The sequence below is a fragment of the Pseudomonas koreensis genome, from assembly GCF_025447595.1.
GTDB lineage: Bacteria > Pseudomonadota > Gammaproteobacteria > Pseudomonadales > Pseudomonadaceae > Aquipseudomonas > Aquipseudomonas koreensis_H.
Genome location: NZ_JAOEJU010000009.1, coordinates 71,946 through 83,890, shown reverse-complemented (window position 1 = coordinate 83,890; position 11,945 = coordinate 71,946). Strand labels below are relative to the sequence as shown.

Here is an 11,945-nt window from a genome sequence, read left to right as displayed (position 1 = left end):
AAGCCCGAAAACACGCGAAAGAATACTGAAAGGTTAGCGAAAGGTTGGGCCGTTAGAGTCGCTTCACCGAGGGTCCCGACTGCCGATCTTCGCCTTTTGCTTGTCCTTACACCGTAGCTTCAAAACGTAGCTCCCGAAAAACGCCTCGATGCGTTTTCGCCAATAAGAACAATAACGAGGTACTGCACCATGCTGTCCACACAGCTTCAGGTTGACCCGTTTCATTCTTCCTCTCGAATTTCCCCGTTTTCGCTTGTCAGCGCCATCGTCGGCTGCGCGGCGTTCAACCCGTCAGGGTCTGAGCCTGTTAGCCTGCGCGCGCGAAACTGCCGCACCTGAAATATCCCCAAAAACAACAACTCCCGTGGAGACACTCATGAACCGATCCCTGCGCCGTTTCGCTCTCGCCGCCGGTTGCGTGCTGTTCGCCGGCCAATTGATGGCCGAACCGAAACGTCCCGAATGCATTGCCCCCGCCTCCCCCGGCGGCGGTTTCGACCTGACCTGCAAACTGGTGCAAAGCGCGCTGGTCAACGAAAAACTGCTGACCAAACCGATGCGCGTGACCTACATGCCCGGCGGCGTCGGCGCCGTGGCCTACAACGCCGTCGTGGCGCAGCGTCCGGCCGATGCCGGCACGCTGGTGGCGTGGTCCAGTGGTTCGCTGTTGAACCTGGCGCAAGGCAAGTTCGGTCGGTTCGATGAAACCAACGTGCGCTGGTTGGCAGCGGTCGGCACCAGCTACGGCGCCATCGCGGTGAAAAACGATTCGCCCTACAAAACGCTCGACGATCTCGTGCAGGCGCTGAAGAAAGATCCGAGCGCTGTGGTGATCGGTTCCGGCGGCACCGTCGGCAGCCAGGACTGGATGCAAACCGCGCTGATCGCCAAGGCAGCCGGCATCAACCCGCGCGACCTGCGTTACGTTGCCCTCGAAGGCGGCGGCGAGATCGCCACCGCCCTGCTCGGCGGCCACATCCAGGTCGGCAGTACCGACATCTCCGACTCCATGCCGCACATCCAGAGCGGCGACATGCGCCTGCTGGCCGTGTTTGCCGAGAAGCGCCTGGACGAGCCGGAAATGAAAGACATCCCGACTGCCCGCGAGCAAGGCTATGACATCGTCTGGCCGGTGGTTCGCGGTTTCTACCTCGGGCCGAAAGTCAGCGATGAAGACTACGCCTGGTGGAAAGACTCCTTCGACAAACTGCTGGCTTCGGACGATTTCGCCAAGCTGCGCGATCAGCGTGAACTCTTCCCGTTCGCCATGACCGGCCCCGAGCTGGACACCTACGTCAAGAAACAAGTGGCGGACTACAAGGTGCTGGCCAAAGAGTTCGGCCTGATTCAGTGATCGTCTCTGTCTAGCGCTCACGGCCCTGCCTGGCAGGGTCGTGGCCCAGGAGTTCCCCATGCTTATTCAACGCATTTTTGCCTCGGTGCTGTTGCTGGTCTGCGCCAGCCTGGCACTGATGGCCTGGCCGTATCAGGCGGCTTTTTCCTACGAACCGGTCGGCCCTCGGGCATTCCCTCTGTTGATGCTGGGCCTGATGGGCCTGGCGCTGCTGTACATGGTGTTTCGCCCGGCGCCGATCAAACACAGTGAGGACGAACCGCCGCTGGATCGCGAAACCCTGACCAAGATCTCGATCTGCGTCGCCCTGCTGCTGGTGTTCGCCGGCTTGTTCGAACCGCTGGGCTTCATCCTCAGCAGCATTCTGATCGGCATCCCGATGGCGCGACTGTATGGCGGGCGCTGGTTACCGAGCGTCGTCGTCACGACGCTGATGGCGATCGGTTTGTACGTGCTGTTCGACCGCGTGATGGACGTACCGCTGCCTCTCGGCCTGCTCGACGTTCTGGAGAACTGATATGGATACTCTCGGTTATTTGGGTCAGGGCTTCGGCGTCGCGCTGAGTCCGTACAACCTGGTCACGGCCCTGACCGGCACGCTGATCGGCACCGTGGTCGGGTTGTTGCCGGGCCTGGGCCCGATCAACGGCGTGGCGTTGCTGATCCCGATTGCATTCGCCCTCGGGCTGCCGCCGGAATCGGCACTGATCCTGTTGGCGGCGGTTTACCTGGGTTGCGAATACGGCGGCCGGATCAGCTCGATCCTGCTGAACATTCCGGGCGAAGCCTCCACCGTGATGACCACCCTCGACGGTTACCCGATGGCCCGCAAAGGCCTGGCTGGTGTGGCGCTGTCGTTGTCGGCATGGAGCTCGTTCATCGGCGCCTTCATCGCCACCTGCGGCATGGTGCTGTTCGCACCGCTGCTGGCGAAATGGGCGATTGCCTTCGGGCCGGCGGAATACTTCGTGTTGATGGTGTTCGCGATTGTCTGCCTGGGCGGCATGGCCGGTGACCGACCGTTGAAAACCTTCATCGCGGCGTTGATCGGTCTATTCCTGTCCAGCGTGGGCATCGACGCCAACAGCGGTGTTTATCGCTTCACCGGCGACAACATTCACCTGACTGACGGCATTCAGTTCGTGGTGCTGGTGCTGGGCCTGTTCTCGATCAGCGAAATTCTTCTGCTACTGGAGAAAACCCATCGCGGCCAGGAAGCGGTGAAAGCCACCGGGCGGATGATGTTCAACTTCAAGGAAGCGGCGTCGGTGTTCGTGGTGAACATCCGTTGCGGCCTGCTCGGTTTCATCATGGGTGTGTTGCCGGGTGCCGGTGCGACCCTCGCCAGCGCCGTGGCCTACATGACCGAGAAACGCATCGCCGGTGCCAGCGGCAAGTTTGGCCAGGGCGACGCCCGCGGCCTCGCTGCACCGGAAACCGCCATCGGTGCTTCCGCTTGCGGCGCGCTGGTGCCGATGCTGACCCTCGGCGTTCCGGGTTCGGGCACCACGGCGGTGATGATCGGCGCTCTGTCGCTGTACAACATCACTCCGGGCCCGCTGCTGTTCCAGCAACAGCCGGACATCGTCTGGGGCCTGATCGCCTCGCTGTTCATCGCCAACATCATGCTGGTGATCCTGAACATCCCGATGATCCGCATCTTCACCCGCATCCTCGCCGTGCCGAACTGGGCACTGGTGCCGGTGATCGCGATCATTACCGGGATCGGCGTCTACGCCGTGCACGCGACCACGTTCGACCTGTTCCTGATGGTCGGCATCGGCATCTTCGGCTACATCCTGCGCAAACTGGATTTCCCGCTGTCGCCAGTCCTGCTGGGCTTCATCCTCGGCGGTCTGATGGAGCAGAACCTGCGCCGGGCGCTGTCGATTTCCAACGGTGCGCTGGACATCCTCTGGTCGAGCCCGATCACCTTCGGTGTCTGGGTGCTGACCGCGCTGATGCTGGCGTTCCCGCTGGTGCGCATCTGGCGCCGTCGCTCCGCTGCCCGGAACGCGATTGCCGATGTTTGATCGCTCTTCGTTGAAACAGTGGTGGGGAACCCCGCTGGTCGGTCTGCTTGGCGGTTACATCGCCAGCCAGATCGGCTGGCCGCTGCCGTGGATGGTCGGCTCGTTGCTGGCGATCATCCTGGTGCGCTGCCTGACCCCGTGGCAATTGGCTGAAATCCCTGGCGGCCGCAAGTGCGGCCAGTGGATCGTCGGGATCGGCATCGGTTTGCACTTCACCCCGCTGGTGATGGAGCAGGTGCTCAGCCACTTCGGCCTGATCTTCTTCGGCGCGCTGGTCACCAGCCTGTCGGCGGTGGTCGGCGTGTGGCTGATGCGCCGCACCGGCGAGGATCGCGCCACGGCGTTTTTCTCCAGCATGCCCGGCGGCTCCGGCGAGATGGTCAACCTCGGCGCCCGCAACGGCGCGATGCTCAGCCATGTCGCGGCCGGGCAGAGTCTGCGGGTGTTGGTAGTGGTGTTGTGTGTTCCGGCGGCGTTCAAATATCTGCTGGGTGATGGCACCCCGATTTCACACGCCGGCAGCGTCGACTGGCGCTGGCTGGCGATTCTTTTTCCGGCGGGCGGTCTGCTCGCCTGGCTTTGGCAACGTCTGCGTCAACCCAACCCATGGCTGTTCGGCCCGCTGCTGGTCAGCGCGGCGGTGAGCATCGGCTGGGATCTGCACATCGGTTTGCCCAACGGTGGCAGTCAGATCGGCCAGTGGCTGATCGGCAGCGGTCTGGGCTGTCACTTCAACCGGCAGTTCTTCCGCCGCGCGCCATCGTTCATGGGACGCACATTGATCGGCACGGCGCTGACCATGTTGATCGCGACCCTGGCGGCATTGGGGCTGAGTGCACTGACTCATCTGGATCTGCGATCACTGACCCTGGGTATGATGCCCGGCGGAATCGCCGAGATGAGCCTGACGGCGGAAACCCTGCAACTGTCGGTGCCGCTGGTGACGGCGATGCAGGTGATGCGGTTGTTGTTCGTGCTGTTTCTGGCGGAACCGTTGTTCAAATACTGGAACCGCCAGCCCTGAGTATCAGACCACCGACGGCAGGCGCCATTCGATCGGCGCTTCGCCGTTCTGCTCCAGGAATTTGTTGGTGCGGCTGAAGTGCCCGCAACCGAGAAAGCCACGATAGGCCGACAGCGGCGACGGATGCACCGACGTCAGCACGAGATGTTTGGTGGCGTCGATCAGCTTCTGTTTGCTCTGCGCATGTGCGCCCCAGAGCATGAAGACCAGATGCGGTTGCTGCTGGCTGACCACTTCGATGATTCGATCCGTGAAGAACTGCCAGCCCTTGTCCTTGTGCGCATTGGCGTTGGCGCGTTCGACGGTCATGGTGGTGTTGAGCATCAACACGCCCTGATCGGCCCAGCTCTGCAGATAGCCGTGGTTGGGGATGTCGATGTTCAGGTCGCGCTTCAGCTCTTTATAGATGTTGACCAGCGACGGCGGCGCCGGCACGCCCGGTTGCACCGAGAAGCACAAGCCGTGGGCCTGGCCCGGGCCGTGGTACGGGTCCTGGCCGAGGATGACCACTTTCACCTTGTCCAGCGGCGTCGAGTTCAGCGCATTGAAGATCATCGGGCCCGGCGGATAGATTTCCTTGCCGGCCGCCCGCTCCTGCTGCAGAAAAGTGCGCAACTCTGCCATGTAGGGCTGGTCGAATTCGGCACGCAGTGCCTCCTTCCAGCTCGGTTCGAGTTTGATACGGTCGTCAGCAGTCATGGTCATACCCGGCAAAAACAATGGGGCGAACCCTAGGAAAGCCGACCACGCTTGTCAATTGATCTGACGCAGATCCGGCACTTTCCCACACAGCGATCATACTGATCGTTCAAATTCCCGATCGAGGTCACGATGAATCTGCACTTCGAAGAACTCACCGGCACCGACGGCGCGCGCATCGGCGTGGCTACGCTGGATGCCGAAAAGTCGCTCAATGCGCTGTCCCTGCCAATGATCCACGCCCTGAGCGACAAACTGAACGCCTGGGCCAAGGATCCGCAAATCGTCTGCGTGCTGCTGCGCGGCAATGGCGCCAAGGCCTTCTGCGCCGGCGGCGAAGTGCGCAGCCTGGTGGAAGCCTGCCGAGCCCATCCCGGCGAAGTGCCGCCGCTGGCCGCACAGTTTTTCAACGCTGAATACCGTCTGGACTACAGCCTGCACACCTACCCGAAACCATTGATCTGCTGGGGCCATGGCTATGTGCTCGGCGGCGGCATGGGCCTTCTGCAAGGCGCGAGCATCCGGATCGTCACGCCGAGCAGTCGTCTGGCGATGCCGGAAATCAGCATCGGCCTGTACCCGGATGTCGGCGCCAGTTGGTTCCTGTCACGACTGCCGGGCAAGCTCGGTCTGTTCCTTGGGTTGACCGGCGCGCACATGAACGGTCGTGATGCGATCGATCTGGACCTGGCCGACCGCTTCCTGCTCGACGAACAGCAGCAGGAACTGATCGACGGCTTGTTGCAGTTGAACTGGCAGGAACAGACTGCCATGCAGCTCAACAGCCTGCTCAAGGCGTTGCAGCAGGAAGCCGTGGCGCAGATGCCCGAGGCGCAATGGCTGCCGCGTCGGCAGCGGATCGATGAATGGCTGGATGTCAGCGACGTGACCTGCGCCTGGAAAGCCATCAGCCTGCATCGGGACAGCAACGACCTGTTGATTGCCCGTGCCGCGAAAACCATGAGTGAAGGCTCGCCACTGACGGCGCATCTGGTCTGGGAACAGATCCTTCGTGCCCGCCACTTGTCGCTGGCCGAAGTCTTTCAGATGGAATACACCCTGAGCCTCAATTGCTGCCGGCATCCAGAGTTCAGCGAAGGGGTTCGGGCGCGTTTGATCGACAAGGATCACAAACCGCACTGGCACTGGCCGGACATCGCCCGGGTGCCGGACGCGGTGGTCGAGGCGCACTTTCACAAGGTGTGGGAGGGGCGGCATCCGCTGGCGGATCTCTCCAGTTACTGAAATCCGGGCACAAAAAAAGCGGCGCTCAATGCGCCGCTTTTTTGCGGGGGGGTTACCAGCGGTTGCCGTGCCGGTTGTAATCGCCGCGTCCACTGTGCCGGTCGTAGTTGCCACGACCCCGGCGATCATCCCAGCCACCGCGACGGTGGTCATCCCAGCGCCCGCGATCATGGCCGTGCCAGCGACGGTTCTCGTAGTAGCGCGGGGCCGGTTGGTAGTAACGGGGCGCCGAGTAGTAGCGTGGAGCCGGTTGGTAATAGCGTGGCGCTGGCTGGTAGTAACGCGGGGCCGAGTAATACGAGCCACCGCCCGTGTAATAAGTGCCGCCGCTGTAATACGAAGGTGCCTGCGATGTGTAGACCTCTGAGCTGTAGTAGCCATCTCCGTAGGAATAAGGGACGCATCCGCCAAGGGAAAAAAGCATCACGGTAAACAGAAGAATTCGGCGATACATGGCGGCCTCCTGGACCGCGGGTAGCCACACCAGCGACGCTGGCAGGCGTCAGTCTTTCATTCAGCGACTGACGAAACATCTGACAGCGTTTTCGGAATCTGGTGCGTTTCTGCAACAACTTGAAACAAGTGGCTCATGAAACCTTGTTCATGCAAAAACGCCGTCATTCAGCCGCTGATTAATGGTGCCCGCCGTGGTATCCGCCGCCGTGATAACCCCGTCCGTAACCGCCGCGATAACCGTGGTCGCCGTAGTAATAACGGGCCCCACCGTAATAACGTGGCCCATAGTAACGCGGGCCGTAATAGCCCCCGTAGTAATAGGGTGAGTAATAACCGGGAGAGTAGTAAGGCGTGGAGTAAGCGTCGTATCCACCGTCATAGTAATAACAACCGGACAGCCCAAGACCGAGCACCGCTCCCAGCAGCACTCGACGCAGCAATTGTGAAACACGCATGGCGGCCTCCTGGAAGACCTGTGACAGCAGTCGGCACAGGCCGGCTGACAACAGATTTGACTGGCAAATCCATCACGAGTGCCAGCCCCGTCCAGGCATCGGATCAGCGGCCAACACGCTGCATCGCGGTGCAACGACGCACCAACACAATGCGCCGGCCATGCCGTTTTCAAGACCCGTTGCGATGCAAAGTCCCGGATCACAAGGCCCGGCACGACTTGGCACGCCTCTCGCTTTAGCCAACCCGTGCAGGAGTCATCACAGGTTCGCGGCACCACAATTTGCAATGGCTGACTAGGGTTCCGGCTCGCATCTGCGAGTGGCTGGTCCGAGAGTTGGCGACCTCCAGTTGAGGTTACACGGCGGGACAAAAGCCCGGGAGACAAGCCACCGTTCGCGGTGCCGCGTTGCCTTCCTGTCCGCCCTCGATCAACTGGAGAATCCGCCATGTCACGACTACGTTTCCCCGCCCTGCTCGCCGCCGCGTTCGCCGCGCTCGTCAGCACCCAATCCCCCGCCGCGCAGAAAGACCACTTTAGTGTCTGCTGGACGATCTACGCCGGATGGATGCCATGGGAATACGCCGGCAGCCAGGGCATCGTCGATAAATGGGCGAAGAAATACGGGATCAAGATCGACGTGGTCCAGCTCAACGACTACGTCGAATCGATCAATCAATACACCGCTGGTCAGTTCGATGGCTGCACCATGACCAACATGGATGCGCTGACCATTCCAGCCGCCGGCGGCGTCGACAGCACTGCGCTGATTGTCAGCGATTTCTCCAACGGCAACGACGGCATCGTCCTCAAGGGTGACGGCAAGAAAGTCACCGACTTGAAGGGCATGGACGTCAACCTGGTCGAACTGTCGGTCTCGCATTACCTGCTTGCCCGCGCGCTGGACTCGGTCGACCTGACCGAGAAAGACCTGAAAGTGGTCAACACCTCCGACGCCGACATTTCCGCCGCCTTCAACACCGAGCAGGTCAATGCCGTCACCACCTGGAACCCGATACTCTCGGACATCAAGGCCAAACCCGGCGTGACCGAAGTCTTCAACTCCAGCCAGATCCCCGGCGAAATCATGGACATGATGGTGGTCAACAGCGCCACCCTCAAAGACAACCCGGCGCTGGGCAAGGCGCTGACCGGCGCGTGGTTCGAAGTGGTCGAACTGATGAACGCAAAAAACGCTGCGAGCAAAGCCGCGCTTGAGCACATGGCCAAGGCCTCGGGCACCGATCTGGGCGGATTTCAGGCGCAACTTGACACCACCAAACTGTTCGCCACCCCCAAAGAAGCCCTGGCGTTCGCCACCAGCAAGCAACTGCCGGAAACCATGCGCAGGGTCGCCGAGTTTTCGTTCCAGCACGGCTTGCTCGGCGAAGGCGCCAAGGACACCAGCGCGGTCGGCATGGCGTTCGCCAACGGCGTGACCAGCGGCGATACCGGCAATCTCAAGCTGCGTTTCGATCCGACCTACATGCAGATGGCCGCCGACGCCAAGCTGTAAGCCACGGAGGATTTGGCCATGCGCCTGATCAATCGCCACCCGGATCGTCCGAGTCGCCTGCTGCTGGTAATCCTGCCGTTCGCCTTGGTGCTGTTCGCCTATTTCATGGGCTCGGCCGAACGTCTGGCGGACAACCCCAACGACAAACTTCTGCCCAGTGCCGTGCAGATGACCGATGCGGTGAAACGCCTGGCCTTCAATGCCGACAGTCGCACCGGCGAATACCTGCTCTGGCAGGACACCGCGTCGAGCCTCGGACGCCTGGCCATCGGCCTCGGCATCGCGGCGCTGGCGGGGTTGTGCCTGGGCATGGCGGCCGGCACCCTGCCGCTGTTCGGCGCACCGTTGTCGCCGCTGTTGACGGTGTTATCGATGGTGCCGCCGCTGGCGATCCTGCCGATTCTGTTCATCGTCTTCGGCCTGGGCGAATTGTCGAAAGTGATGCTGATCGTGATCGGAATCACCCCGGCACTCGCCCGTGACCTGGAACAGCGCGCGCGGGACATTCCGGTCGAGCTGCTGATCAAGGCGCAGACTCTCGGCGCCTCGACCTGGACCTTGATGCTACGAGTGGTGCTGCCGCAACTGTTGCCGCGTCTGCTGATCTCGTTGCGCCTGATGCTCGGTTCGGCATGGTTGTTCCTGATTGCTGCCGAAGCGATCGCGTCCACCGACGGTCTGGGCTACCGGATTTTCCTCGTGCGCCGTTACCTGGCGATGGATGTGATCCTGCCTTACGTGGTGTGGATCACCCTGCTCGCCTGGCTGATGGATTGGGGCCTCAAGCGCCTGACAAGGCGTGCATTCCCCTGGTATGAGGGGGCGGCCAAATGAGCTTCATTACGGTGAAAAACGTCTGGCAGCAATACGCCGACCAAGTGGTGCTCGAAGGCTTGAACCTCAACGTCAACGAGGGCGAGTTCTGCACGCTGGTCGGTGCTTCGGGTTGCGGCAAGTCGACCTTCCTGCGCTTGCTGCTGGGTCAGGAAACCGCCAGTCGCGGCGAGATTCTGCTCGACGGCCAGCCACTGGCCCGCGAACCGGATGCCAGCCGTGGCGTGGTGTTCCAGCGCTACTCGGTGTTCCCGCATCTGAGCGTGCTGGACAACGTCGCCCTCGGCCTCGAACTGCCCCGGGCGCCACTGCTCGGGCGTCTGTTCGGCAGCGCCAAACGGGACGCCCGCGAACAGGCCTCGGCGCTGCTGCAAAAGGTCGGCCTCGGCCATGCGCTGGACAAGTACCCGGCACAACTGTCCGGCGGCATGCAACAGCGGCTGGCGATCGCCCAGGCGTTGATCATGAAACCGCGCGTGTTGCTGCTCGACGAACCGTTCGGCGCGCTCGATCCGGGCATTCGCAAGGACATGCACGCGCTGCTGCTGGAGCTGTGGCGCGAGACGCAACTGACCGTGTTCATGGTCACCCACGACCTGTCCGAAGGTTTCAGCCTCGGCACCCGTCTGCTGGTGTTCGACAAGGTCCGCCTCGACCCGCACGCCCCCGGCGCCTATGGCGCCCGCATCACCTACGACATCCCTTTGAACAGCGACCGCCGCGCCCAACGCGCCGCCGTCGACGCCCTGCCGGTGCAACTGGCGAGCGCCCTTCGAACCGCTTGAGAGGAATTTCCCATGACTGATTCAACCCGAATTTTTCCACCCTTCGCCGAAGAAACCCTGCCCGGCGGCGGCCACCGCTCCTTCGTCTTGAAGCGCGGGCAACTGCTGCGCCTGACCGACCTGCGCGGAGGGGCCAACGTCAGCCTGACCTTGCTCAACGCCAACGAAAAAACCGAACGCCTGAACCTGCCCGACAGCCTCAAATGCCAACACACCGCCAAGCTGACCACCGGCCATTGCCTGTACTCGGACATGGGCCGCGTGCTGGCGGCAATCACGGCGGATACCTGCGGCTGGAGCGACAGCCTCGGCGGTGTGCTGTGCGCCGAGGAAGTCGCGGAAAAATACGGTCAGGGCCGCTATCAGGAACTGCGCAACGGCTTCTTTCGCAACGGCACCGACAACCTGCTGGTGGAGCTCGGCAAGTGGGGGCTGGGCCTGTCCGACCTGCTGATGACCCTCAACCTGTTCAGCCGTGTGAATGTCGATGAGGCCGGGCACTTCCACTTCGTCGAGGGCAATTCCAAAGCCGGCGACTACATCGAGTTGTACGCGCCGATGGACACCCTGGTCGTCCTCACCGCCCTGCAACATCCGATGGATCCATCGCCCGACTACGCCCCCAAACCGCTGAAGCTGAGCTGGATGAACGCTGACCGGAGCGTCGCCGAGCACTGCCGCACCTCGCGCCCGGAGAACGAGCGCGGCTTTATCAACACCGATCGTTTGTTCGCCTGAGGATCATCGCCATGTCAGTTGCTATCGCCACTTCGCAAAAACAACCCGACGCTGCGGTGTACCGCGCCACCATTCCCGCCGGCGAACCCTGGCTGATGGAGGTCAAGGCCGGCCAGACCCTGCGCATCCTCGATCTGGAAGGTAATCAGGCGGTCGACACCTTGTTTTATAGCGCTGCCAATCCCCGTGAGCGCTACGACGTGCAACGCACACTGCGCCGGCAAAACAACGTCTACCTGAGCACCGGCAGCGTTTTGTATTCCAACCTCGGCAAGCCGATGCTGACGATCATCGCCGACACCTGCGGCCGTCACGACACCCTCGGCGGCGCCTGCGCGCAAGAGAGCAACACCGTGCGCTACGCCCTGGAAAAACGCTACATGCACAGCTGCCGCGACAACTACCTGCGCGCCTGCGCCCACGACGGGCGCCTGGGCAAAGGTGACATCGGGCCGAACATCAATTTCTTCATGAACGTGCCCGTCACTGCCGAGGGCGGCCTGACCTTCGAAGACGGGATCTCGGCCCCCGGCAAATACGTCGACCTGCGCGCGGAGATGGACGTGATCGTGCTGATCTCCAACTGCCCGCAACTGAACAACCCGTGCAACGCCTACAACCCGACACCTGCGGAGCTACTGGTATGGAACTGAAATTCGTCCGTCTGCGCCGCTGGTTGTTTGCCCTGTGCCAGGCACGCTCAGGCCAGTGCCTGAAATCCCCAAAACACCCCTAAACCCTGTGGGAGCTGGCTTGCCAGCGATGGCGTCGGCACAGCCAACATTGATGATGACTGACACACCGCCA

At 62.0% G+C, this 11,945-nt stretch carries 13 protein-coding genes and 1 riboswitch; of the genes, 10 read left to right on the top strand and 3 right to left on the bottom strand.

The window, feature by feature from the left end; translation table 11 throughout:
• Positions 1 to 376 precede the first annotated feature (376 nt).
• Genes N8H71_RS13580 through N8H71_RS13565 form a run of 4 tightly spaced genes read left to right on the top strand, consistent with a single transcriptional unit; the run spans position 377 to position 4,411 of the window.
• The gene (locus tag N8H71_RS13580) at positions 377 to 1,354 is read left to right on the top strand and encodes a Bug family tripartite tricarboxylate transporter substrate binding protein (RefSeq protein ID WP_262194381.1); all 978 of its coding nucleotides are present in this window, start codon (positions 377 to 379) and stop codon (positions 1,352 to 1,354) included.
• Positions 1,355 to 1,412: 58 nt separating this feature from the next.
• Positions 1,413 to 1,871, top strand: a complete 459-nt coding sequence (locus tag N8H71_RS13575) for a tripartite tricarboxylate transporter TctB family protein (protein ID WP_262194380.1) — start codon at positions 1,413 to 1,415, stop codon at positions 1,869 to 1,871.
• 1 nt (position 1,872) lies between these two features.
• Entirely contained in the window at positions 1,873 to 3,387 is a 1,515-nt protein-coding gene (locus tag N8H71_RS13570; RefSeq protein WP_262194378.1) for a tripartite tricarboxylate transporter permease, read from the top strand.
• Positions 3,380 to 4,411 carry an AbrB family transcriptional regulator gene (locus N8H71_RS13565; RefSeq protein WP_115076880.1) on the top strand — a complete coding sequence of 344 codons (1,032 nt, stop codon included), beginning with the start codon at positions 3,380 to 3,382 and terminating at the stop codon, positions 4,409 to 4,411. Before N8H71_RS13570 ends, N8H71_RS13565 begins: the two co-directional genes overlap by 8 nt.
• A 3-nt stretch (positions 4,412 to 4,414) precedes the next feature.
• Here N8H71_RS13565 and ung read toward each other — a convergent pair whose 3' ends face one another.
• Positions 4,415 to 5,110 carry a uracil-DNA glycosylase gene (gene ung, locus N8H71_RS13560; RefSeq protein ID WP_085605867.1) on the bottom strand — a complete coding sequence of 232 codons (696 nt, stop codon included), beginning with the start codon at positions 5,108 to 5,110 and terminating at the stop codon, positions 4,415 to 4,417.
• A 132-nt stretch (positions 5,111 to 5,242) separates the two neighbouring features.
• On the opposite strand from ung, the gene N8H71_RS13555 reads away from it, so the two are divergent.
• A complete protein-coding gene (locus N8H71_RS13555; RefSeq protein ID WP_262194377.1) occupies positions 5,243 to 6,355 on the top strand; it encodes an enoyl-CoA hydratase/isomerase family protein in 1,113 nt (370 codons plus the stop codon).
• Between the two features lie 52 nt (positions 6,356 to 6,407).
• On the opposite strand, the gene N8H71_RS13550 is transcribed toward N8H71_RS13555, so the two are convergent.
• Both N8H71_RS13550 and N8H71_RS13545 read right to left on the bottom strand, forming a co-directional pair.
• The gene (locus N8H71_RS13550; protein WP_262194376.1) at positions 6,408 to 6,809 is read right to left on the bottom strand and encodes a hypothetical protein; all 402 of its coding nucleotides are present in this window, start codon (positions 6,807 to 6,809) and stop codon (positions 6,408 to 6,410) included.
• A gap of 178 nt (positions 6,810 to 6,987) precedes the next feature.
• Positions 6,988 to 7,266 carry a hypothetical protein gene (locus N8H71_RS13545; protein ID WP_262194374.1) on the bottom strand — a complete coding sequence of 93 codons (279 nt, stop codon included), beginning with the start codon at positions 7,264 to 7,266 and terminating at the stop codon, positions 6,988 to 6,990.
• Between the two features lie 283 nt (positions 7,267 to 7,549).
• Positions 7,550 to 7,650, top strand: a riboswitch (guanidine-I (ykkC/yxkD leader).
• 63 nt (positions 7,651 to 7,713) lie between these two features.
• Between N8H71_RS13545 and N8H71_RS13540 the strand changes: the two genes are divergently transcribed.
• Genes N8H71_RS13540 through N8H71_RS13520 form a run of 5 tightly spaced genes read left to right on the top strand, consistent with a single transcriptional unit; the run spans position 7,714 to position 11,791 of the window.
• Positions 7,714 to 8,781 carry a putative urea ABC transporter substrate-binding protein gene (locus tag N8H71_RS13540; RefSeq protein ID WP_262194373.1) on the top strand — a complete coding sequence of 356 codons (1,068 nt, stop codon included), beginning with the start codon at positions 7,714 to 7,716 and terminating at the stop codon, positions 8,779 to 8,781.
• Between the two features lie 18 nt (positions 8,782 to 8,799).
• Positions 8,800 to 9,615, top strand: coding sequence for an ABC transporter permease (locus N8H71_RS13535; RefSeq protein WP_262194372.1), 816 nt, complete (start codon positions 8,800 to 8,802; stop codon positions 9,613 to 9,615).
• Complete coding sequence (locus tag N8H71_RS13530) at positions 9,612 to 10,400, top strand: ABC transporter ATP-binding protein (RefSeq protein WP_262194371.1); 789 nt, start codon at positions 9,612 to 9,614, stop codon at positions 10,398 to 10,400. Before N8H71_RS13535 ends, N8H71_RS13530 begins: the two co-directional genes overlap by 4 nt.
• 12 nt (positions 10,401 to 10,412) lie before the next feature.
• Entirely contained in the window at positions 10,413 to 11,138 is a 726-nt protein-coding gene (locus N8H71_RS13525; RefSeq protein WP_262194370.1) for an urea amidolyase associated protein UAAP1, read from the top strand.
• 11 nt (positions 11,139 to 11,149) lie between these two features.
• Positions 11,150 to 11,791: an urea amidolyase associated protein UAAP2 gene (locus tag N8H71_RS13520; RefSeq protein ID WP_085729988.1), complete on the top strand. Its 642-nt coding sequence runs from the start codon at positions 11,150 to 11,152 to the stop codon at positions 11,789 to 11,791.
• Positions 11,792 to 11,945: the final 154 nt, after the last annotated feature.

Bases quoted from the DNA above. Each gene is read 5' to 3' on its own strand.
- N8H71_RS13580 (WP_262194381.1), top strand. From the start codon at position 377: ATGAACCGATCCCTGCGCCGTTTCGCTCTCGCCGCCGGTTGCGTGCTG.
- N8H71_RS13575 (WP_262194380.1), top strand. From the start codon at position 1,413: ATGCTTATTCAACGCATTTTTGCCTCGGTGCTGTTGCTGGTCTGCGCC.
- N8H71_RS13570 (WP_262194378.1), top strand. From the start codon at position 1,873: ATGGATACTCTCGGTTATTTGGGTCAGGGCTTCGGCGTCGCGCTGAGT.
- N8H71_RS13565 (WP_115076880.1), top strand. From the start codon at position 3,380: ATGTTTGATCGCTCTTCGTTGAAACAGTGGTGGGGAACCCCGCTGGTC.
- ung (WP_085605867.1), bottom strand. From the start codon at position 5,110: ATGACTGCTGACGACCGTATCAAACTCGAACCGAGCTGGAAGGAGGCA.
- N8H71_RS13555 (WP_262194377.1), top strand. From the start codon at position 5,243: ATGAATCTGCACTTCGAAGAACTCACCGGCACCGACGGCGCGCGCATC.
- N8H71_RS13550 (WP_262194376.1), bottom strand. From the start codon at position 6,809: ATGTATCGCCGAATTCTTCTGTTTACCGTGATGCTTTTTTCCCTTGGC.
- N8H71_RS13545 (WP_262194374.1), bottom strand. From the start codon at position 7,266: ATGCGTGTTTCACAATTGCTGCGTCGAGTGCTGCTGGGAGCGGTGCTC.
- N8H71_RS13540 (WP_262194373.1), top strand. From the start codon at position 7,714: ATGTCACGACTACGTTTCCCCGCCCTGCTCGCCGCCGCGTTCGCCGCG.
- N8H71_RS13535 (WP_262194372.1), top strand. From the start codon at position 8,800: ATGCGCCTGATCAATCGCCACCCGGATCGTCCGAGTCGCCTGCTGCTG.
- N8H71_RS13530 (WP_262194371.1), top strand. From the start codon at position 9,612: ATGAGCTTCATTACGGTGAAAAACGTCTGGCAGCAATACGCCGACCAA.
- N8H71_RS13525 (WP_262194370.1), top strand. From the start codon at position 10,413: ATGACTGATTCAACCCGAATTTTTCCACCCTTCGCCGAAGAAACCCTG.
- N8H71_RS13520 (WP_085729988.1), top strand. From the start codon at position 11,150: ATGTCAGTTGCTATCGCCACTTCGCAAAAACAACCCGACGCTGCGGTG.